The sequence below is a fragment of the Streptomyces violaceorubidus genome, from assembly GCF_000717995.1.
Lineage (GTDB): Bacteria > Actinomycetota > Actinomycetes > Streptomycetales > Streptomycetaceae > Streptomyces > Streptomyces violaceorubidus.
The window spans coordinates 146,008-165,774 of sequence record NZ_JODM01000004.1 but is presented as its reverse complement, the minus strand read 5'-3'; the positions used below and the strand labels follow the sequence as shown (position 1 = coordinate 165,774).

18 protein-coding genes and 1 tRNA gene are annotated in these 19,767 nt (G+C 70.6%); 10 read left to right on the top strand and 9 right to left on the bottom strand.

Features of this window, described 5'->3' with window-relative positions; translation table 11 throughout:
* Nucleotides 1-321 precede the first annotated feature (321 nt).
* Nucleotides 322-1,098 (top strand): isoprenyl transferase, encoded by a 777-nt coding sequence (locus tag IE94_RS0108930; RefSeq protein WP_030180735.1) that lies wholly within the window; start codon nt 322-324, stop codon nt 1,096-1,098.
* 118 nt (nt 1,099-1,216) lie between these two features.
* Here IE94_RS0108930 and IE94_RS0108925 read toward each other — a convergent pair whose 3' ends face one another.
* Nucleotides 1,217-1,918: a DUF5324 family protein gene (locus IE94_RS0108925; RefSeq protein WP_030180733.1), complete on the bottom strand. Its 702-nt coding sequence runs from the start codon at nt 1,916-1,918 to the stop codon at nt 1,217-1,219.
* A gap of 320 nt (nt 1,919-2,238) precedes the next feature.
* Here IE94_RS0108925 and IE94_RS0108920 point away from each other — a divergent pair, with 320 nt between their 5' ends.
* Nucleotides 2,239-2,772 (top strand): peptidylprolyl isomerase, encoded by a 534-nt coding sequence (locus IE94_RS0108920; protein ID WP_030180730.1) that lies wholly within the window; start codon nt 2,239-2,241, stop codon nt 2,770-2,772.
* Nucleotides 2,773-2,875: 103 nt separating this feature from the next.
* A complete protein-coding gene (locus IE94_RS0108915; RefSeq protein ID WP_030180726.1) occupies nt 2,876-3,766 on the top strand; it encodes a rhomboid family intramembrane serine protease in 891 nt (296 codons plus the stop codon).
* A 269-nt stretch (nt 3,767-4,035) separates the two neighbouring features.
* On the opposite strand, the gene crgA is transcribed toward IE94_RS0108915, so the two are convergent.
* Complete coding sequence (crgA, locus tag IE94_RS0108910; protein ID WP_030180724.1) at nt 4,036-4,290, bottom strand: cell division protein CrgA; 255 nt, start codon at nt 4,288-4,290, stop codon at nt 4,036-4,038.
* Nucleotides 4,291-4,442: 152 nt separating this feature from the next.
* On the opposite strand from crgA, the gene IE94_RS0108905 reads away from it, so the two are divergent.
* The 5 genes from IE94_RS0108905 to IE94_RS0108885 are packed head-to-tail and all read left to right on the top strand — an operon-like array spanning nt 4,443 to nt 7,924.
* Nucleotides 4,443-5,222: a DUF881 domain-containing protein gene (locus IE94_RS0108905; protein ID WP_030180721.1), complete on the top strand. Its 780-nt coding sequence runs from the start codon at nt 4,443-4,445 to the stop codon at nt 5,220-5,222.
* Between the two features lie 45 nt (nt 5,223-5,267).
* Complete coding sequence (locus IE94_RS0108900) at nt 5,268-5,465, top strand: hypothetical protein (protein ID WP_174256084.1); 198 nt, start codon at nt 5,268-5,270, stop codon at nt 5,463-5,465.
* Nucleotides 5,462-6,100, top strand: a complete 639-nt coding sequence (locus IE94_RS0108895) for an aminodeoxychorismate/anthranilate synthase component II (RefSeq protein ID WP_030180715.1) — start codon at nt 5,462-5,464, stop codon at nt 6,098-6,100. The genes IE94_RS0108900 and IE94_RS0108895 overlap by 4 nt, the downstream gene beginning before the upstream one ends.
* Nucleotides 6,097-7,137, top strand: a complete 1,041-nt coding sequence (locus IE94_RS0108890; protein ID WP_030180713.1) for a class E sortase — start codon at nt 6,097-6,099, stop codon at nt 7,135-7,137. Before IE94_RS0108895 ends, IE94_RS0108890 begins: the two co-directional genes overlap by 4 nt.
* A gap of 13 nt (nt 7,138-7,150) precedes the next feature.
* Complete coding sequence (locus tag IE94_RS0108885) at nt 7,151-7,924, top strand: class E sortase (protein ID WP_030180710.1); 774 nt, start codon at nt 7,151-7,153, stop codon at nt 7,922-7,924.
* A 102-nt stretch (nt 7,925-8,026) separates the two neighbouring features.
* Here the strand turns inward: IE94_RS0108885 and pknB are convergent, their stop codons facing one another.
* From pknB to fhaA, 6 genes are all read right to left on the bottom strand, one after another.
* A complete protein-coding gene (pknB, locus tag IE94_RS0108880) occupies nt 8,027-10,039 on the bottom strand; it encodes a Stk1 family PASTA domain-containing Ser/Thr kinase (protein ID WP_030180708.1) in 2,013 nt (670 codons plus the stop codon).
* Nucleotides 10,040-10,229: 190 nt separating this feature from the next.
* The gene (locus IE94_RS0108875) at nt 10,230-11,702 is read right to left on the bottom strand and encodes a peptidoglycan D,D-transpeptidase FtsI family protein (protein WP_030180706.1); all 1,473 of its coding nucleotides are present in this window, start codon (nt 11,700-11,702) and stop codon (nt 10,230-10,232) included.
* Complete coding sequence (locus IE94_RS0108870; protein ID WP_030180703.1) at nt 11,699-13,135, bottom strand: FtsW/RodA/SpoVE family cell cycle protein; 1,437 nt, start codon at nt 13,133-13,135, stop codon at nt 11,699-11,701. The genes IE94_RS0108875 and IE94_RS0108870 overlap by 4 nt, the downstream gene beginning before the upstream one ends.
* A gap of 27 nt (nt 13,136-13,162) precedes the next feature.
* On the bottom strand, nt 13,163-14,710 hold the full coding sequence (locus IE94_RS0108865; protein ID WP_030180700.1) for a Stp1/IreP family PP2C-type Ser/Thr phosphatase: 1,548 nt from the start codon (nt 14,708-14,710) through the stop codon (nt 13,163-13,165).
* Between the two features lie 141 nt (nt 14,711-14,851).
* Nucleotides 14,852-15,370, bottom strand: coding sequence for an antibiotic biosynthesis regulator FhaB (gene fhaB / locus IE94_RS0108860; RefSeq protein ID WP_003975090.1), 519 nt, complete (start codon nt 15,368-15,370; stop codon nt 14,852-14,854).
* 10 nt (nt 15,371-15,380) lie between these two features.
* Complete coding sequence (gene fhaA / locus IE94_RS0108855; protein WP_030180696.1) at nt 15,381-16,244, bottom strand: antibiotic biosynthesis regulator FhaA; 864 nt, start codon at nt 16,242-16,244, stop codon at nt 15,381-15,383.
* Between the two features lie 540 nt (nt 16,245-16,784).
* On the opposite strand from fhaA, the gene IE94_RS0108850 reads away from it, so the two are divergent.
* Nucleotides 16,785-16,871 (top strand) — tRNA-Leu (locus tag IE94_RS0108850).
* An 84-nt stretch (nt 16,872-16,955) separates the two neighbouring features.
* On the opposite strand, the gene IE94_RS0108845 is transcribed toward IE94_RS0108850, so the two are convergent.
* Nucleotides 16,956-17,852, bottom strand: coding sequence for a dioxygenase family protein (locus tag IE94_RS0108845; protein WP_030180693.1), 897 nt, complete (start codon nt 17,850-17,852; stop codon nt 16,956-16,958).
* Nucleotides 17,853-18,286: 434 nt separating this feature from the next.
* On the opposite strand from IE94_RS0108845, the gene IE94_RS0108835 reads away from it, so the two are divergent.
* On the top strand, nt 18,287-19,750 hold the full coding sequence (locus IE94_RS0108835) for a DUF2252 domain-containing protein (RefSeq protein WP_425337958.1): 1,464 nt from the start codon (nt 18,287-18,289) through the stop codon (nt 19,748-19,750).
* Nucleotides 19,751-19,767 lie beyond the last annotated feature (17 nt).

The following is a 19,767-nucleotide window of genomic DNA, read 5'->3' as shown; positions in this document are numbered from 1 at the left end:
CGCCGTCCGGGCCCCGGCGGACGGAGACGTTCCTCACCGTCGTCCCCCTCACGCCGTGCCCGACACCGCCCGCACCGGCCTGGTGATCAACAACAACCGGAGGGAAAGGGCCAGTTGAGCACGTGGAAGAAGGCTCCGGCGCCCGCCCGGGCGACGGAACGGGCCCATGGACGGGTCCCTCTCGGCACCCGGGCGGCGCTGTCTGCTCTTGATATCGTCACCCCACAGGGCATCAGCGCCACACCCCCGCGGGGCGGTGCCACGTGGCTCATCGCCGTCGGAGCCGTCCGTTCGCTACCGACGAGGTGGAAGGGGTAGACCATGCGGGCGAAGGTACGAGCCGCTCTCGACGCGCTCTACATGAAGCGGCTGGTCAGGGAGTTGGAAGGACGCCCACGCCCCCAGCACATCGGCATCATGCTCGACGGCAACCGCCGGTGGGCCAAGATGTCGGGCATCGACGACCCCCGCGAGGGTTACCGGGCCGGCGGCGCGAAGGTGCTGGACTTCCTGCGCTGGTGCGACTCCGCGCAGATCGAGCACGTCACCCTGTTCATGCTCTCCGACGACAACCTGCACCGGCCCGAAGAGCAGCTGAACCCCCTCATCGACATCATCGCCGAGGTCGTCGAGCAGTTGGCCGCGCCGGGCAACCCCTGGCCCGTCGAAGCCGTCGGGGCCCTGGACCTGCTGCCGGCGGAGTCCGCGAGCCGCCTCAAGACCGCCACCGCCGCCACCGAGGGCCGCAAGGGCGGCACCAAGGTCGACGTCGCCGTGGGCTACGGGGGCAGGCGCGAGATCGTCGACGCGGTGCGCTCGGCCCTGATGGAGCACAGCTCCCAGGGTGGTGACATCGACGAGTTCATCGAGACCTTCACCATGGAGCACATCTCCAAGCACCTGTACTCCAAGACGCGGTCCGAGTCCGACCTCATCATCCGCACCTCCGGCGAGCAGCGGCTCTCCGGGTTCCTGCTCTGGCAGTCCGCCTACGCGGAGGTCCACTTCTGCGAGACCTACTGGCCGGACTTCCGCGAGATCGACTTCCTGCGGGCCCTGCGCTCCTACTCCCTGCGGGAACGCCGCTACGGTCGCTGAGCACCGTTCGTTTCACGTGAAACATCGCCGCCGCGGGGCGGGAGACCTTGGGTCTCCCGCCCCGCGGCGGTAAGGAAACGACAGAACGCGGCCGACACCGTACGGCGAGCGAGGAGGGTCAGCGGGGCTCGTCGCCCTCCGCCGCCTCCTCCTGGGCCTGCTTGGCCTGCACCTCGGGATCGAGGATCGCCTCGCCCGTACCGTCCACCGACGACAGTCGGCCCGACTCGGGGACCTCGGTCGCCTCCGGCGGCTCGACCAGCCAGTCCGGGTTGGCCTGCTTGTCCCACCACTTCCACGCGGCGAAGGCGCCGCCCGCGACGATGCCGATCACCGCGAGGGCCTTGGCGACCCGGCCGGCCCTGGCCCGCCGCTGGTGCCTGCGCGTCAGCCGCTGGATCTCCTTGGCCGTGACCTGACCGCGCAGCGCGGCCAGCGCGGCCGCACCACGCGCCGTGGCCTCGTCGCGCACGGGGCCGGCGGCGGCCACCGCCTGCTCGATCCTCGGTCGTGAGTAGTCGGCCGCCTGCCGAGCGGCCAGGCGGGCGCGGATCGCGGCCTCCTGCGCGGCCGCGTCCATCTTCGGCGGCACATGCGTACGGGCCTGCTCCAGTCGCGGCGCGACCCGCGCACCGTACTGAAGCCGGGCCTGGTCTGCGGCCTGCGACACCTTGGGCGCCAGCCGTACGCGCGCCTCCTGTGCGTAGTGAGCGGCCCTGTCCTTGGCCGTGTCGGCGTAGGGCGCCACCACTTCCGCGGCGTGCAGCACGCTGTCCTTCGCCGAACCGGTCGCGGCGCGCACGCTGTCGATGCGGGTCACGGGTTCCTCCTCCTCGGTGGCGTACGGTAATTCGACTTTCCACCCTTTTACGGATCATGCCTGCGGACGCACCGCCAGGCATGTGAGGGCGGGCATCCGGGTCACGGACGATGCCGCCGCGCCCTCTGGGACAAGTGGTGATGAAGTTGCGAGCAAGACATGATCTACACCAATAACGGATGAATACCGGGCAACACGAGCCTGCCCACGACCATGTCACGGATCGGCTCCCCACGCTCGTGACCCAGCGGGATGAGCGACGAGCGCGCCCCCGACCGTGCGAGGATCGATGCGCACAGCAGGACGAGGGAAGGCACATCGTGGCCGAGCAGCTCTACGCCACCCTGAAGACCAGCCAAGGTGACATCGTGGTCCGGCTGCTGCCGAACCACGCCCCCAGGACCGTCAAGAACTTCGTCGAGCTGGCCCGCGGCGAGCGGGAGTGGACCCACCCCGCCACCGGCGAGAAGTCCATGGCCCGGCTCTACGACGGCACCGTCTTCCACCGGGTCCTGAGCGGCTTCATGATCCAGGGCGGCGACCCGCTGGGCAACGGCACCGGCGACCCCGGCTACCAGTTCCCCGACGAGTTCCACCCCGACCTCGCCTTCGACAAGCCCTACCTGATGGCCATGGCCAACGCCGGTCCCGGCACCAACGGCTCGCAGTTCTTCATCACCGTCTCCCCGACGACCTGGCTGAACCGCAAGCACACGATCTTCGGCGAAGTGACCGACCCGGCCAGCCAGAAGGTCGTCGACACCATCGCCGCCGCCCGGACCAACCCGCGCACCGAGCGGCCCCTCACCGACATCGTCATCGAGTCGGTCGTCGTCGAAACGCGGAACGCCTGACGCCCCGCCGAGCGGGCAGGAACCAAATGCGCCGCCCGTCCGTAGAAAAGGGCGGGGCGGTGCATCTGCACACACCGCCCGCAGGGACGACCGAGGGGATGCCATGGACCACGCGGCCGCCGGCCGACCGGATGCCCAGAGCCTGCCCGGTTGCTATCGCCACCCCGACCGCGAGACCGGTATCCGCTGCACCCGCTGCGAGCGCCCCATCTGCCCGGACTGCATGGTCAACGCCTCCGTCGGCTTCCACTGCCCCGACTGTGCGAGCGGTCGCACCGGCGGGAGCGGTCCGGCGCCCACCGCCTCCATGCCCCGCACTCTCGCCGGCGGCACCGTCGCCGCCGACCCGCGGCTGGTCACCAAGGTTCTGATCGGGGTCAACCTGGCCCTCTTCCTGGTCCAGCTCTCCGTCGGGGACCGCTTCACCCATCGGTTCGAGCTGCTCGGCCAGGCGTACCTCACCTTCCCCGGCCCGGTGGAGGGCGTGGCCGAGGGCCAGTGGTACCGGCTGCTGACCGCGATGTTCCTGCACAGCAGCTACATGCACATCCTGTTCAACATGCTCAGCCTCTGGTGGCTCGGCGGACCGCTGGAAGGGGCCCTGGGGCGAGCACGCTACCTCGCCCTCTACTTCTGCTCCGGGCTGGCGGGCAGCGCCCTCACGTACCTGATCGCCGCGCCGAACCAGCCCTCGCTCGGCGCCTCAGGGGCGATCTTCGGTCTCTTCGGCGCCACCGCCGCCCTGGTCCGGCGCCTCAACGCGGACATGCGGCCGGTCGTCATCCTGCTGGCGATCAACCTGGTCTTCACGTTCACCTGGGCCAACATCGCTTGGCAGGCCCACGTCGGCGGCCTCGTCGCGGGCGCCGCGATCGGCTACGCCATGCTCCACGCCCCGCGGGAGCGGCGCACCCTCGTCCAGTACGGCACCTGCGCGCTGGTCCTACTGATCGTCGTGGGACTGACCCTGGTGAGGACGGCCCAGCTCACCTGAGCGCGCCGTTGTCCACAGTAGGTGGCGGATCTTGTGCACAGCGTGCGGGAACAGGTGTGCCCCCTGTCGCTGACCAGTGTTCTCGCAGGTCAGACAGGGGGCGAACACGTTTTCGGAACCTGGATTCAGCCGGTACTTCCGTCACACCGGTGTCAATGCCCGGCGGGTTATCCACAGATCGTCTTTCTTTTTCCCCACCGTGTGGACAGCGCCTGTGGATAACTCCGTGAATACCCCTGGGCAGAGCTACCGGGGAGTCGCCGCCGGGGCTACTTCCACTGCGTGGAGACGCCGAACCCCGCGGCGATGAAACCGAAGCCCACCACGATGTTCCAGTTGCCCAGCGAGTCGATGGGCAGGGAACCGTCGGTGACGTAGAAGACGACGATCCAGGCCAGACCGATGACGAACATGGCCAGCATCACCGGTGCCACCCAGCCGCGGCTGGTCAGCTTGATGCTGGTCGCCTCCTTGGAGGGCGGCGGCGTGTAATCGGCCTTCTTGCGGATACGTGACTTCGGCACGAGGGTCTCTCCTGTCGATGCGCTGCGTGGCCGCGCAGGGAACGGGGTTCGGTCTCGGGGTGCGGCGTACGTGGGGACAAGGGGACTCTGAGCGCTCCCCCGGGCGTCCGTTAGCGTAGTCCTTCCGTGGCGCCGAAGGAGATAAGGGTACGTTGAGCAATTCTGCCGACTCCCCCGGGACGGGATCCAGCCCCGACCGCCGGCGCCGTTTCCGGCCCGTGCGGGTCCTCACCGCGGCCGTCTTCGCACTCGCGGGACTTATTTTCTTCACCAGCTTCAATACCGCGAAGGGCACCAATATCCGTACGGACGCCTCTTTGCTCAAGTTGTCCGATCTCATCCACGAGCGCAGCCGGGCGAACGGAGATCTGGAGGAGTCCAACGGCACCCTGCGCGAGGACGTCGAATCACTCGCCGAACGCGACGACGGCCGTACGAAGTCGGAGGACGACAAGCTCGCGGCGCTGGAGAGGAAGGCGGGCACGCAGAAGCTGAAGGGCGAGGCGGTCACCGTCACGCTCGACGACGCCCCGCCGGACGCCACCGCGAAGCTCCCCGGCTATCCGGAACCGCAGCCCGACTACCTGGTGATCCACCAGCAGGACCTGCAAGCCGTGGTGAACGCGCTGTGGCAGGGCGGCGCGAAGGGCATCAAGGTCATGGACCAGCGGCTGATCTCCACCAGCGCGGTGCGCTGCGTGGGCAACACCCTGATCCTCCAGGGCCGCGTCTACTCACCGCCGTACAAGATCCAGGCGGTCGGCGACCCGGAGGACCTGAAGGACGCGCTGGCGAAGTCGCCCGCGATCCAGAACTACATGGTGTACGTCAACGTCTACGGGCTCGGCTGGAAGGTCGAGAACGACGGCCGGGTGACGCTGCCGGGCTACTCGGGCGCGGCCGACCTGCACTATGCCCAGCCTGTGGAGTAGGGCCGTTCCCCGGGGTCCCGCGCCGCTAGTCTGGTGCGGTACGGCGTGAGTCTGGCGCCGTGGTGCGACGGAAGGGACGGCATGTACGGCTGGATCTGGCGGCATCTGCCGGGGAACGCGTGGGTGAAGGCGCTGCTCTCGCTCATGCTGGCGATGATCGTGGTCTACGTCCTCTTCCAGTACGTCTTCCCGTGGGCCGAACCGCTGCTCCCCTTCAACGATGTGACGGTGGACAACCAGTGAGCGCGCGCATCCTCGTCGTCGACAACTACGACAGCTTCGTCTTCAACCTGGTCCAGTACCTGTACCAACTCGGCGCCGAGTGCGAGGTGCTGCGCAACGACGAGGTGTCGACGGCCCACGCCCAGGACGGCTTCGACGGCGTCCTGCTCTCGCCCGGCCCGGGCACGCCGGAGCAGGCCGGGGTGTGCGTCGAGATGGTGCGGCACTGCGCGGCGACCGGGGTGCCGGTCTTCGGCGTGTGCCTGGGCATGCAGTCCATGCAGGTGGCCTACGGCGGTGTCGTCGACCGGGCGCCCGAGTTGCTGCACGGCAAGACCTCGCCAGTGGAGCACACCGGCCGGGGCGTCTTCGCCGGGCTGCCCTCGCCGTTCACGGCGACGCGGTACCACTCGCTGGCCGCGGAGCCGGCCACGGTGCCGGCGGAGCTGGAGGTGACGGCCCGCACGCCCGACGGGATCGTGATGGGCCTGCGCCACCGGGAACTGCTCGTCGAGGGCGTGCAGTTCCACCCGGAGTCGGTGCTGACCGAGCACGGGCACCGGATGCTGGCCAACTGGCTGGTGGAGTGCGGCGACCGGGACGCGGTGGCGAGGTCGGCGGGGCTCGCCCCGGTGGTGGGCAGGGCCACGGCGTGACCGCGCTGCGCCCCGAGCGCGAGTCCGGCACGGCCGGTGACCAGGGATCCCCGTACGGGCAGCCGTACGGGGATTCCGGTGCGTTCGGGGAGCAGTACCGGTCGCCGCTCCTCGACGACGAGACGGTGGCGCTGCGGGTCCCGGAGCCTCCCGCGCGCGGGACGGCCACCGAGACGGAATCCGCCGGGGGCGGGCCCGGGGACGGACCCGCGGGCGGGGGGCGGGCGGCCCGCCGGAAGGCCGCGAAACGGCGTCACGGGCGCCGTGGGGCGCCCAGGGGCCAGTCTCCGGAGCAGGAGGCCGAGGAGGCCCCCCAAGCGCCTCTGTCGCGCGTGGAGGCCCGTCGGCAGGCCCGTGCGCGCAAGCCCGGCGCCGCGGTGATCGCCAGCCGGGCGATCGGTGAGATCTTCATCACGACCGGTGTGCTGATGCTGCTGTTCGTCACCTACCAGCTGTGGTGGACGAACGTGCGGGCGCACGCGCAGGCGAACCAGGCCGCGAGCAACCTCCAGGACGACTGGGCGAACGGCACGCGCAACCCGGGGACGTTCGAGCCGGGGCAGGGCTTCGCGCTGCTGCACATTCCCAAGCTGGACGTGGTGGTGCCGATCGCGGAGGGCACCAGCAACAAGAAGGTGCTGGACCGGGGCATGGTCGGGCACTACGGGGAGGACGGTCTGAAGACGGCGATGCCGGACGCCAGGACCGGCAACTTCGGCCTCGCGGGGCACCGCAACACGCACGGCGAGCCCTTCCGGTACATCAACAAGCTGGCGCCTGGCGACCCGATCGTGGTGGAGACGCAGGACAAGTACTTCGTGTACAAGATGGCGTCGATCCTGCCGGTGACGTCGCCGAGCAACGTCAGTGTGCTGGACCCGGTCCCCAAGCAGTCGGGCTTCAAGGGCCCCGGCCGCTACATCACCCTCACCACGTGCACGCCGGAGTTCACCAGCAAGTACCGCATGATCGTCTGGGGCAAGATGGTCGAGGAACGGCCGCGCAGCAAGGGCAAGCCGGATGCGCTCGTCAGTTAAGGGCGGATGACCAGTGGCAGCGACCACCGACACGGAGCAGCACGAGCACGCCGGCGAGGACGGCCCACCGGAGCCCGGGGCGGGCCCCCGCGGGCGCGGTCCCCGGCGGATCGTCGCGCAGGCGGTGAGCGTCTTCGGCGAGCTGCTCATCACCGCGGGCCTGGTGCTGGGCCTGTTCGTCGTCTACTCGCTGTGGTGGACGAACGTGGTCGCCGACCGCGCGGCGGACAAGCAGGCCGAGAAGGTCCGTGACCACTGGGCCCAGGACCGCGTCGGCGCGGACGGCCCCGGGGCCCTGGACACCAAGGCGGGCATCGGCTTCCTGCACGTCCCGGCGATGGGCGAGGGCGACGTCCTGGTGGAGAAGGGCACGTCGATGAAGGTCCTCAACGACGGCGTGGCCGGCTACTACACCGACCCGGTCGAGGCGACGCTGCCCACCTCGGGCAAGAAGGGCAACTTCGCGCTCGCCGCCCACCGGGACGGGCACGGCGCGAAGTTCCACAACATCGACAAGATCGAGAAGGGTGACCCGATCGTCTTCGAGACGAAGGACACCTGGTACGTCTACAAGGCGTACGCCGTCCTCCCGGAGACCTCGAAGTTCAACGTCGACGTCCTGGACGCGGTCCCCGGCGAGTCCGGCAAGAAGAAGGCCGGCCACTACATCACCCTGACGACCTGCACCCCGGTCTACACGAGCCGCTACCGGTACGTGGTCTGGGGCGAGCTGGTCCGCACGGAGAAGGTGGACGGGGAACGGACCCCGCCGAAGGAGCTGCGCTGATGGCGTTGAGGCGCTGAGGCCCACCGCGCGGGCGCCTGCGACGGAGCCCCGGTCCCCCCGTCGAGCGGAGGGACCGGGGCTCCGGTCGTTCAGGCCGTCGGGTCAGTCCCGGCCGCCGGTGAGGCCGGCGATGACGCCGCCGTTGTCACCACCGCCGTTGCCGCCGTTGCCGCCCACCGTGGTGAGGGTGATCGGCGTGGCAGCCGGGTCGTCGACCTCGCTGTTGGCCGGCGGGTTCTGTCCTATGACGACGGCGTTGCCGTCATTCGGACCGTTGACCTGGATGTTGGTGAAGCCGGCCTGCTGAAGCGTCTGCTGAGCCTGGCCCAGGGGCGTGCCGAGCTTGATCTCGGGGACCTTCGTCTTCTCCACGGCCTTGCCGACGACGATCGTGACCTTGGAGCCCGGGTCGACCTGCTGGTTCGCCTGGGGCGTGGTGGAGATGACCTTGTCCACCTGGTTCGGGTCGTTGGTGGGCTGGTCCGTGCAGGTGGCGTCGAGGCCGCTGCTCTCCATCTGGGCCTTGGCCTCGTCGCAGCTACGGCCGACGACGTCCGGCACCGTGGCCTTCTCCTCGGCCTTGGCGACCTCCAGGGTCACCGTCGAGCCCTTCTCCAGCTCCTTGCCCGGTTCGGGGTTCTGGTCGAGGACCGTGCCCTCGTCCTGGGAGGACTCGGTCTGCTTGGTCTCGACCTCGAAGCCCTTGTCCTCGAGCTGCTTGGTGGCCTCGTCGACGTTCTTGTCGATCACGTTCGGGACGGCGACCTTCGGCGCTCCCGTGGAGACCACCAGATTGACCGTGGACCCCTTGTCGACGCTGGTGCCCTGCTCGGGGTCCTGGTCGCAGATGCTGCCCTTCTTCTGGTCCTCGCAGGGCTTCTGCTCGACCGTCCCCAGCTTGAGGTCGGAGTTGGTGAGCAGTTTCTCCGCGTCGTTCTGCGTCTGACCGATCAGGGCGGGCACGTCGACCGTGCCGTTGCCCGGCCCGCCGTCCCCGCTGAAGGCGTACTTGCCGATCAGGATCGCGCCGACGAGGACGAGGATGCCGGCCAGGACCAGGAAGATCGTGGCGGTGTTCTTCTTGCGGGGCTGCTGGCGGCGCCGGTCGGGGCGGTCGTCGTAGCCGTAGCCGCCGTCGTCCGGGTTCGTGGGCGGCAGCATGGTCGTGGCGCCGGCGCCCGCGTCGGAGCGCAGGGCGGTGGTCGGCTGGTCGTCGGGGTAGGCGCCGTAGCCGCCGGCCGCCATGGCGCCCATCGCGGCGGTGGCTCCGACGGGCTGGCCGTCGAGGCAGGCCTCGATGTCGGCGCGCATCTCGTCGGCCGACTGGTAGCGGTAGTCCGGGTCCTTGACCAGGGCCTTCAGCACGATCGCGTCCATCTCGGGCGTGATCTCGGGATCGAAGACGCTCGGCGCCTGCGGTTCCTCGCGCACGTGCTGGTAGGCGACCGCGACCGGGGAGTCGCCGACGAAGGGCGGGCGCACGGTCAGCAGCTCGTAGAGCAGGCAGCCCGTGGAGTACAGGTCGGAGCGGGCGTCGACCTGCTCGCCCTTGGCCTGCTCCGGGGAGAGGTACTGGGCGGTGCCGATCACGGCGGAAGTCTGGGTCATCGTCATGCCGGAGTCGCCCATGGCGCGGGCGATGCCGAAGTCCATGACCTTGACCTGGCCGTTGCGCGTCAGCATGACGTTGGCCGGCTTGATGTCGCGGTGGACGATGCCCGCCCGGTGCGAGTACTCCAGCGCCTGGAGGATGCCGATGGTCATCTCCAGCGTCCGCTCCGGCAGCAGCTTGCGGCCGGAGTGGAGCAGTTCCCGGAGCGTGGAGCCGTCGACGTACTCCATGACGATGTACGGGATCGACACGTTGTCGATGTAGTCCTCGCCCGTGTCGTAGACCGCCACGATCGCGGGATGGTTGAGCGAGGCGGCCGACTGGGCCTCCCGGCGGAAGCGGGCCTGGAAGGACGGGTCGCGCGCCATGTCCGCGCGCAGCGTCTTCACCGCCACCTGGCGCCCGAGCCGGGTGTCATGCGCGTGGTAAACCTCCGCCATGCCACCACGGCCGAGCACAGGGCCCAGCTCGTACCGGCCGCCGAGGCGACGCGGCTCTTCCATGGTTACCTACCAGACCTCTCCGTCGGTCCCGACCGGCATGCTTGTACGGTCGGAGGCTGCCGTCCGGCCTACCGTACCCGGCTCGCTCGTGGCCCCTTGGCCGAGCCGGGCAGCCGATACAGGACCGGTATCGCAACGTGCGCCGATGTGAAGAAGACGTGACCGGAGTCACGTCCCGTTCATGGCGCGGTCACTTCTTGCTGTCGATGACGGCCTCCATGACGTTCTTCGCGATCGGTGCCGCGAGGCCGCCGCCGGAGATGTCGTCACGGACGGCGTTCTCGTCCTCGATCACCACGGCCACGGCGACGGGCGAGCTGCCGTCGTCCGCCTTGGCGTACGAGATGAACCAGGCGTACGGGTTCGCGCTGTTGTTCTCGCCGTGCTGTGCGGTACCGGTCTTGCCGCCCACCTTGACGCCGTCGATCTTGGCGTTGGTTCCCGTGCCGTCCTCGACGACGGTCTCCATCATGGACTGGAGGATCTGCGCGTTGTCCGCGGACAGCGGCTTGCTCATCTCCTCCGGGTCCGTCTTCTCGATCGTGTCGAGGTTGGGGGCCTGGAGCTCGTCGACCATGTACGGCTTCATCAGGGTGCCGTTGTTGGCGATGGCGGAGGACACCATGGCCATCTGCAGCGGGGTGGCCGCGGTGTTGTACTGGCCGATGGAGGAGAGCGCGACCTGCGAGTCGTTCATGTTGTCGGAGAAGACGGAGGCGCTGGAGCGGACCGGGACGAACTGCTCCTCGGTGAAGCCGAACTTCTTGGCCGTCTCCAGCATCTCGTCGTTGCCGAGGTCGGCGCCGAGCTTGCCGAAGACGGTGTTGCAGGAGACGCGCAGGGCCTCGCGGAGGGTGGCGTTCTCGCAGGGGATGTTGCCCTCGTTCTTCAGCTCGGTGGTGGTGCCGGGCATCGTCCAGGGCAGCGGGGAGTCGGTCTTCTCGTCCGCCGAGTCGTACTTCCCGTGCTCCAGGGCCGCCGCCGCGGTGACCACCTTGAAGGTGGAGCCGGGCGGGTAGACCTCGCGCAGGGCGCGGTTGAGCATCGGGTCGTCGGGGTTGTTCTTCTTCTGCAGCCGGTTCCAGGCCTCACCGGCCGCGGTGTTGCTGCCCGCGAAGGCGGTGGGGTCGTACGAGGGGTACGAGGCCATCGAGAGGATCTTGCCGGTGGACGGCTCGATCGCGACGACGGCGCCCTTGGCGCCCTGCTTCTTCAGACCGTCGTAGGCGGCCTTCTGGGCGGCGCTGTTGAGGGTGGTGACGACGTTGCCGCCCTCGCGCTTCTTCCCCGTGATCATGTCGAGGGTGTTGCGGAAGAACAGCCGGTCGTCGTTGCCGGTGAGGATGCCGTCGTCGATGGACTCGAGCTGGGTGGCGCCGAAGGCCTGGGAGACGTACCCGGTGACGGGCGCCCACATGGCGCCGTCCTTGTAGGTGCGCTTGTACTTGAAGTCGCCCTCGGTGGTGGCGTGTCCGGTGATGGCCTTGCCGTCGACGATGATGTCGCCGCGCGGGGTGGCGTACCGCTCGATGGCGACCCGGCGGTTGTGCTCGTCCTCCTTGAGCTCGTCGGCCTGGACGTACTGGAGCCAGTTGTCCCGGATGAGCAGGGTGAGGACGAGGAGGCCGCAGAAGATCGCGATTCGGCGCAGTGGCTTGTTCACGGTCGGACCACCTGGGTCATCTCGGCGTCGGGGTTGGCGGGCGCGGCGGGTGCCGGTCTGCGCGCGGTGTCGCTGATGCGCAGCAGGATCCCGATCAACGCCCAGTTGGCGATGACGGAGGAACCGCCGTACGCCAGGAAGGGCATGGTCATACCGGTCAGCGGGATGAGGCCCATGACACCGCCGGCGACGACGAAGACCTGGAGGGCGAAGGCGCCGGAGAGGCCGATGGCGAGGAGCTTGCCGAAGGGGTCGCGGGCGGCGAGGGCGGTGCGCACGCCGCGTTCCACGATCAAGGCGTAGAGCAGGAGCAGGGCCATCAGGCCGGCCAGGCCCAGTTCCTCGCCGAAGGTGGCGAGGATGAAGTCGGAGTTGGCGGCGAAGCGGATCAGCTCGGAGTGGCCCTGGCCCCAGCCGGTGCCGAGGGTGCCGCCGGAGCCGAAGGCCCACAGGGCCTGCTGGGCCTGCTCGGAGTGGCCGCCGACGCCCGCGCGGGAGAGCGCGTACTCCTTCATCGGGTCGAGCCAGGCGTCGACGCGCTGCTGGATGTGCGGTTCGAAGCTGGCCACGCCGACGGCGCCGACGGCGGACATCATCAGGCCGAAGACGATCCAGCTGGTCCGCTCGGTGGCGACGTACAGCATGATCACGAACATGCCGAAGAACAGCAGCGAGGTGCCGAGGTCGGTCTCGAAGACCAGGATGAGGATCGAGACGATCCAGACCACCAGGATGGGCCCGAGGTCCCGGCCGCGCGGCAGGTAGAGGCCCATGAAGCGGCGGCTGGCCAGCGCGAGCGCGTCGCGCTTCACCATCAGGTAGCCGGCGAAGAAGATCGCGAGGACGATCTTGGCGAACTCACCGGGCTGGATGGAGAAGGAGCCGACCTGGATCCAGATCTTGGCGCCGTAGATGTTCTTGCCGAGCCCCGGTACGAGCGGGAGCAGCAGCAGGAACAGGGCGCCGACCATGGAGATGTAGGTGTAGCGCTGCAGGACGCGGTGGTCCTTGAGGAAGACGAGCACGGCGACGAACAGGGCGATGCCCATCGCGGTGTAGATCAGCTGGCGGGGTGCCGCGGTGCCGGCCTGGTCGATGCTCTGGAGCAGCTCGGACTGGTCCAGGCGCCAGATGGCGACGAGTCCCAGGCCGTTGAGCAGGGTGGCCAGCGGCAGCAGCAGCGGGTCCGCGTACGGCGCGAACTTGCGCACGACGAGGTGGCCGACGCCGGCCAGCAGGCCGAGGCCGAAGCCGTAGCTCAACAGGCCCGCGGGCACCTCGTCGTTGATGGCCAGTCCCACGTTGGCGTAGGCGAAGACCGGGATGAGGACGGCGAACACGAGCAGAGCCAGCTCGGTGTTGCGCCGGCTCGGGGCGCCGATGGCGCCGATCGTGGACGTGTGGTGCGTCGACGGGTTGGTAGTACTGCTCATCGTGTGACAGGGCCTCTCACGGCTTGCCTACTGCTTACCGCACAGCGAGACGACCTTCTGCTCTTCCTCCGAGAGGGTCGGTCCTGAGCCTGGAGTGGGTGCGGTCGTGGACGGGGACTCGGACGATTCGGGTGCCTCGGGCGAGCCCGACGGGTTCGGGCTGGGTGACGCCTTGGACGTGAAGGAGGCGGGAGTGGTTCCCGTGGTGCCGCCGGCCTCGCCCTCGCCCGTCTTCGCGTTCTTCTCGGTCTCCGCGGTGCGCCGGTCGGCCTGCTTCTTGCAGGCGGAGGCCTGGACGGCCAGTTCCTCGATCTTGGCCCGGGCGTCGTTGAGGTCGCCCTCGGGGATGGTGGCCTCGACCAGTTTCTGCTGGTAGGGCGGCAGGTACTTGAGTTCGATCTCGGGGTGGTCCTTCTGGACCTTCGAGAGCGAGACCCAGGCGAGGTCCTGGCTGATGCCCCGGTAGAGCGCGAGGTGGTCGTCGTTGGTGCCGACGTAGTACTGGGTCTGGGTCCAGCGCCAGCCGCCGTAGGTGCCGCCGCCGATGACGGCGAGGGCGAGGACGGTGTAGAGGGACCGCTTGAGCCACCTGCGGTTCTTGCGGGGTTTGACGAAGTCGTCGGGGCCGTAGTCGTCGAAGCCGCCGGTCGGGATGAAGCCGGTGACGTCGCCGCTGCCGGGCGGGCCGAACTCGCCGCTCCCGCCGCGCTGTCCGCCCTGCCGGCCGAGGCCCGCGGCGCGGCCGGCCGGGGTCTGCATGATGCCGTTGTCGCCCATCTGGGCCTGGTTCTCGGCGACGGCGCCGACGACCACGGGGGTGTCGGAGAGCTGTCCGGCGAGGGTGTCACCGGTGTCGAGGTCGAGGACGTCGGCGACGATGACGGTGATGTTGTCGGGGCCGCCGCCGCGCAGGGCGAGCTGGATCAGCTCCTGGACGGTCTCCTGGGGGCCCTGGTAGCTGGCGAGGGTGTCCTCCATCGTCTGGTGGGAGACGACGCCGGAGAGCCCGTCGGAGCAGATCAGGTAGCGGTCGCCGGCCCGCACCTCGCGGATGGACAGGTCGGGCTCGACGTGGTCGCCGCTGCCGAGGGCGCGCATCAGCAGGGAGCGCTGCGGGTGGGTGCCCGCCTCCTCCTCGGTGATCCGGCCCTCGTCCACGAGGCGCTGCACCCAGGTGTGGTCCTGGGTGATCTGGGTGAGGACGCCGTCGCGCAGCAGGTAGGCGCGGGAGTCGCCGACGTGGACCATGCCCAGGCGCTGGCCGGTCCACAGCAGGGCGGTGAGCGTGGTGCCCATGCCCTCCAGGGCGGGGTCCTCCTCGACCATCTGGCGCAGCTGGTCGTTGGCGCGCTGGACGGCGGCGCCGAGGGAGGTCAGGACGTCGGAGCCGGGCACGTCGTCGTCGAGGGCGACGATGGTGGAGATCACCTCGGAGGAGGCGACCTCGCCGGCGGCCTGGCCGCCCATGCCGTCGGCGATGGCGAGCAGGCGCGGGCCGGCGTAGCCGGAGTCCTCGTTGCCCTCCCGGATCATGCCCTTGTGGGAACCGGCGGCGAAGCGCAGTGACAGACTCATGCGCACCTCGCCCGTCGGCTCCGACTGCAGCCGGTCGTGTCGAGCCACACTGCCCACCCTCCGGTCGGGAGCGCGCCGGGGCCCGGGGTGCCGGCCGCCGCTGCGTGCTCGCTCCGCTCGCGCTGATTCATTGGTGTAGCACTACTTCCGCAGCTCGATGACGGTCTTGCCGATGCGGATCGGCGCCCCGGGGCCGATCGGCGTGGGAGTCGTCAGCCGGGCCCGGTCCAGGTAGGTGCCGTTGGTGGAGCCCAGGTCCTCGACGATCCACTGGCCGTTCTGGTCCGGGTAGATCCTGGCATGGCGGCTGGAGGCGTAGTCGTCGTCCAGCACGATCGTCGAGTCGTGTGCCCGGCCGAGCGTGATGGTCTGGCCCTGGAGGGCAACGGTGGTGCCGGTGAGGGTGCCCTCCGTCACGACCAGCTTGGTGGGCGCGCCCCGGCGGCCGCGGCCCCCGCCGGACTGCTGGCGCTGCGGTGGAGGCGCCTGGCCCTGGCGCGTGGCGGTCTGCTGCGGTCGGGCGGCGTCGCGCCGCGCGCCGCGCTGGGTGACCCGCGTACCGAAGAGGTCGCTGCGGATGACCTGCACGGCCACGATCACGAACAGCCACAGTACGGCGAGAAAACCCAGCCGCATGACCGTGAGGGTCAGCTCTGACATTGCCCCCGGATCACCCTTCGGCTTGCCTGTAGATAACGGTGGTGCTGCCCACGACGATCCGCGAGCCGTCGCGGAGCGTAGCGCGGGTGGTGTGCTGCCCGTCCACCACGATGCCGTTGGTGGACCCGAGATCCTGGATCGTCGAGGGCGTTCCGGTCCGGATCTCGCAGTGCCGGCGGGAGACGCCGGGGTCGTCGATCCGCACGTCGGCCTCGGTGCTGCGTCCGAGTACGAGCGTCGCGCGGGAGATCTGATGGCGGGTGCCGTTGATCTCGATCCAGTGGCGGGTGCGGCCGGGTGCGGGTGCGGCCGGGGGCTGCTGGCCGCCGGCGGGCTGCGGGTAGCCGTAGCCGCCGGGGCGGCCGGGTGGCGGCGCGGACGGCATGGGCGGGGCGCCCGCGGGGGCGGCCGGCGGATAGCCGTACCCGCCGCCCGGTGCGGCGGGCCGCGCGGGCGGGGCCGGGGGCGCGGCGGCGCCCGGGCCGCCCTGGTGGCTGGTGGAGGAGGCGAGCGTACGGCTGCGCACCCGGTACAGGCCGGTGTCGAGGTCGTCCGCCTTCTCCAGGTGGACCTTGATCGGTCCCATGAAGGTGTAGCGCTGCTGCTTTGCGTAGTCGCGGACCATGCCGGCCAGCTCGTCGCCGAGCTGCCCGGAGTAGGGGCTGAGGCGCTCGAAGTCGGGCGTGCTCAGCTCCACGATGAAGTCGTTGGGTACGACGGTGCGGTCGCGGTTCCAGATGGTCGCGTTGTTGTCGCATTCGCGCTGGAGCGCTCCCGCGATCTCCACGGGTTGCACCTCGGACTTGAACACCTTCGCGAAGGTGCCGTTGACCAGACCTTCGAGACGCTGCTCGAACTTCTTCAGGACTCCCATGGGGCACCTCCTCCGTCGCTGCCGTCCTGTCCACTGCCCTGCGTACTGCTGCCCTGCGTACTGCCGCCCTGCGCCGTGCTGTGTCGCTTCGTGCCGCCCGGGGCAGTGCCCTGCGGTCGCGCACTGCCCACCTGGTACTGCTTACTGATCGTATCCACGCGCCGGTCGATCGGCTGGTTCCCCCTGTCGGCCCGGTCGACGGGTGTCGACGCCTCTCGGAGTTCCCGCCGGAGTTCCCCTTCGAACTCCCGCGGGCCCTTGGGATGTGCTCCCGCAGGTATTCATGCCCAGGATCGTAGAGGCGGCCGCAAACCAGTGTCCCGCACCTGACCGCGGTCATCCCCCGGCTCCTGGGGAGACGGGCCGGACCGGTACGAGGTTGATACGTGAACGGCCACGGACCGGGACGAGTGCCCGAAGGAGGGCGGGCGCCCCGGTCCGCCGGGGGAAAGGGATGTGAGTCGACCCCTTCCAGCGTGCTAATGTTCTCGTGTCGGAAGGCGCCGGACCGCAAGGAAAAGCCCGGAAGACACACCCAATGCGCGGGTGGCGGAATAGGCAGACGCGCTGGATTCAGGTTCCAGTGCCCGCAAGGGCGTGGGGGTTCAACTCCCCCCTCGCGCACCAGTCGAAAGCCCCCCAGGTCTCGGACCTGGGGGGCTTTCGCGTGTCCGTGCGCGGGCCCGTGACGGGTGCGCTGTGAGGAAGGTCTCAGGGCTCCGGCCGCCACAGGGCCGGCACGTTCGGCGGTTCCCAGCCGCTCATCGAGGTGTGCGCCTGAAGGCACCGGTAGGAGCGGCCGCCGTACGTCACCCGGTCGCCGGCGGTGTAGGCGCGGCCGCTCGTCCAGGTGCCGCCCGGCGGGTCGGTGGGCGGGTCGGTCGGCGGGTTCGTGGGGCCGGTGTCGCCGTCCACGTTCAGGACGAAGTCGAAGGTGGCCTCCTTGCCGCCGCCGGCGCCGCGGACGTTCATCAGCAGGGCCGGGTCGAAGATCATGTCCGTGCTGTTGCGGGGCTCGCCGGGGAAGTAGAGCTGGGTGGTCAGCACGGGCTCGCCGGGGGCCTGCACCTTGACGTGGATGTGCCGGGTGCGGCCGGGGTAGAGGCCGGGCACGATCGTCCGCAGGGAGAAGGCGCCGGTGGAGTCGCTGAACTGGTGGCCGCGGAAGGTGTACCCGGCCATGTCGTAGGCGCCGGCGGCGTCGGCCTGCCAGAAGTCGAGCAGGACGCCGGACAGCGGGACGCAGTTCCGGCCGAAGACGTAGCCGCCGACGGTCAGCGGGGTGCCCGGGGTGCCGGACGTGACCAGGTTGGTGCGCAGCGGCGAGTTGGGCTTGAAGTACGGGCCCTCCATCTGGTCGGGCGTCAGGTCGTCCCCGTCGTCGCAGTACGGGGTCGGCGTGAGGGTCCGGCCGGTGGAGGAGCGGGCGGCGTCGCGGGCCAGCGCGATACCGCCGGTGGCGAGCAGCGGGACAGTGGCGCCGGCGGCGACGGCCGCCCTGAGCAGCGTCTTGCGGCTGACCCCGCGGTCGGCGCCGGAATCCGGGCCGGGGCCGGGCCGGGGCCCGGGTGCGGGCTCTTGGGGGGTGGTGGGGGTGTCGGAGGTCATGGCGGTTCCTCGGTCTCCTCGGTGGGTGGTCCCTGGGGAAGGTGTGCGGGACGTGCGGCATCCGGGACGTCGGGGACGGGGACAGGGAGCGCGCCCGCCGGGGCGGGGCAGGCCGCTGCGGTCGCTCCGGCGGGCGCGCTCCGTGGTGATCGCTGGCCACCGTAGGCGCGCCGCAGGGGGCGCGGGCACCTCCTGTTCCGCCCCCTGCGCGGCGTTATGAGGGCGGCGGACGGGCCCCGTGCAGGTCCCGTGTACGGGCGGTGCGGCCGGGGGTACGGTCGTGGCGCGCCGGCGCGGCGCGGTCCGGCGCACGGGTCCGGACGGGTACGACGAGTACGGGGAGGGCGGCCGGGATGACCGGGGCGACGGCGGGGGCGGGCACGGAGGCGGCGACCGGAGGGGCGGCGGGAGAGACGGCGGGAGAGGCGGCCGTGATGGTGCCGACGGTGCGGACGGGCGCGGGCGCGGAGGGGACGCGGGGGACGGCGCGTGGGGCGGGAGGGGCGGCGCGGGGCGGGCGGCTGCCGGTCGTCCCCGGATTCGCGCGGTGGCCCGTGGCCGGTTCGCCGAAGGCGGAGGGCAAGGCGCTGCGCACCCGCGTCCCGCGCTCCGCGCACGCCGTGCTCGACCCGGACGCCGCGCGGCCGGACGCGGTGAGCGCGGTCGAGGAGTCCCACCGCGGCCGGATACCGGGGCTCACCCCGATCCGCGCCGGGCGCATGGCGGCCACGCCGTTCGCCTTCCTGCGCGGGTCGGCGGGCCTGATGGCGTACGACCTGGCGCGTACGCCGGTGACCGGGATCGGCGCACAGATCTGCGGGGACGCGCACGCCGCCAACTTCGGTCTCTACGGCGACGCCCGCGGCGGCCTGGTCATCGACCTGAACGACTTCGACGAGACGGTCCACGGACCCTGGGAGTGGGACCTCAAGCGGCTCGCCGCCTCGCTCGTCCTCGCGGGCCGGGAGGCCGGGGCCGACGAGGACACCTGCCGCGAGGCCGCCCACGACACGGCCGGCGCCTACCGGCGCACCATGCGGCTGCTGGCGAGGCTCCCGGCGCTGGACGCCTGGAACGCCATCGCGGACGAGGAACTGGTCTCCCACACCGACGCGCACGACCTGCTCGGCACGCTGGAACGGGTCTCCGAGAAGGCGCGGGCCAACACCAGCGGGCGCTTCGCCGCGAAGTCCACCGAGTCCACCGAGGACGGCGGGCGGCGCTTCGTGGACGCGGTGCCGGTGCTGCGCCGGGTGACGGACGCCGAGGCGGCGGCGGTCGCGGGCGCCCTGGAGGGGTACCTGGCCACCCTCTCCGAGGACCGGCTGCCGCTGCTCGCCCGGTACGCGGTGCACGACGTGGCCTTCCGGGTCGTCGGCACCGGCAGCGTGGGCACGCGCTCGTACGTGGTGCTGCTCCTGGACCACCGGGGCGAACCGCTCGTGCTGCAGGTCAAGGAGGCCCGGCCCTCCGCGCTGCTGCCCCATCTCGCCACCGCCGGCTTCGAGGCTCCCGAGGCCGGGCACGAGGGCCGCCGGGTGGTCATGGGGCAGAAGCGGATGCAGGTGGTCAGCGACATCCTGCTCGGCTGGACCTCGGTGGACGGACGGCCCTTCCAGGTACGGCAGTTCCGCAACCGCAAGGGCAGCGTCGACCCCGCGGCCCTGGCCGCCGACCAGCTGGACGACTACGGCCGGATGACCGGCGCCCTGCTGGCCCGGGCCCACGCGCACAGCGCCGACCCGCGGCTGGTCGCGGGCTACTGCGGCAAGAACGGCGAGCTGGACGAGGCGGTGGCCGCCTTCGCCGTCGCCTACGCCGACCGCACCGAGGCGGACCACGGGGAGCTGGTGGCCGCGGTGCGCGCGGGGCGGGTCGCGGCGGAGCTGGGGGTGTGAGGGGGCGTGCGGGCGGT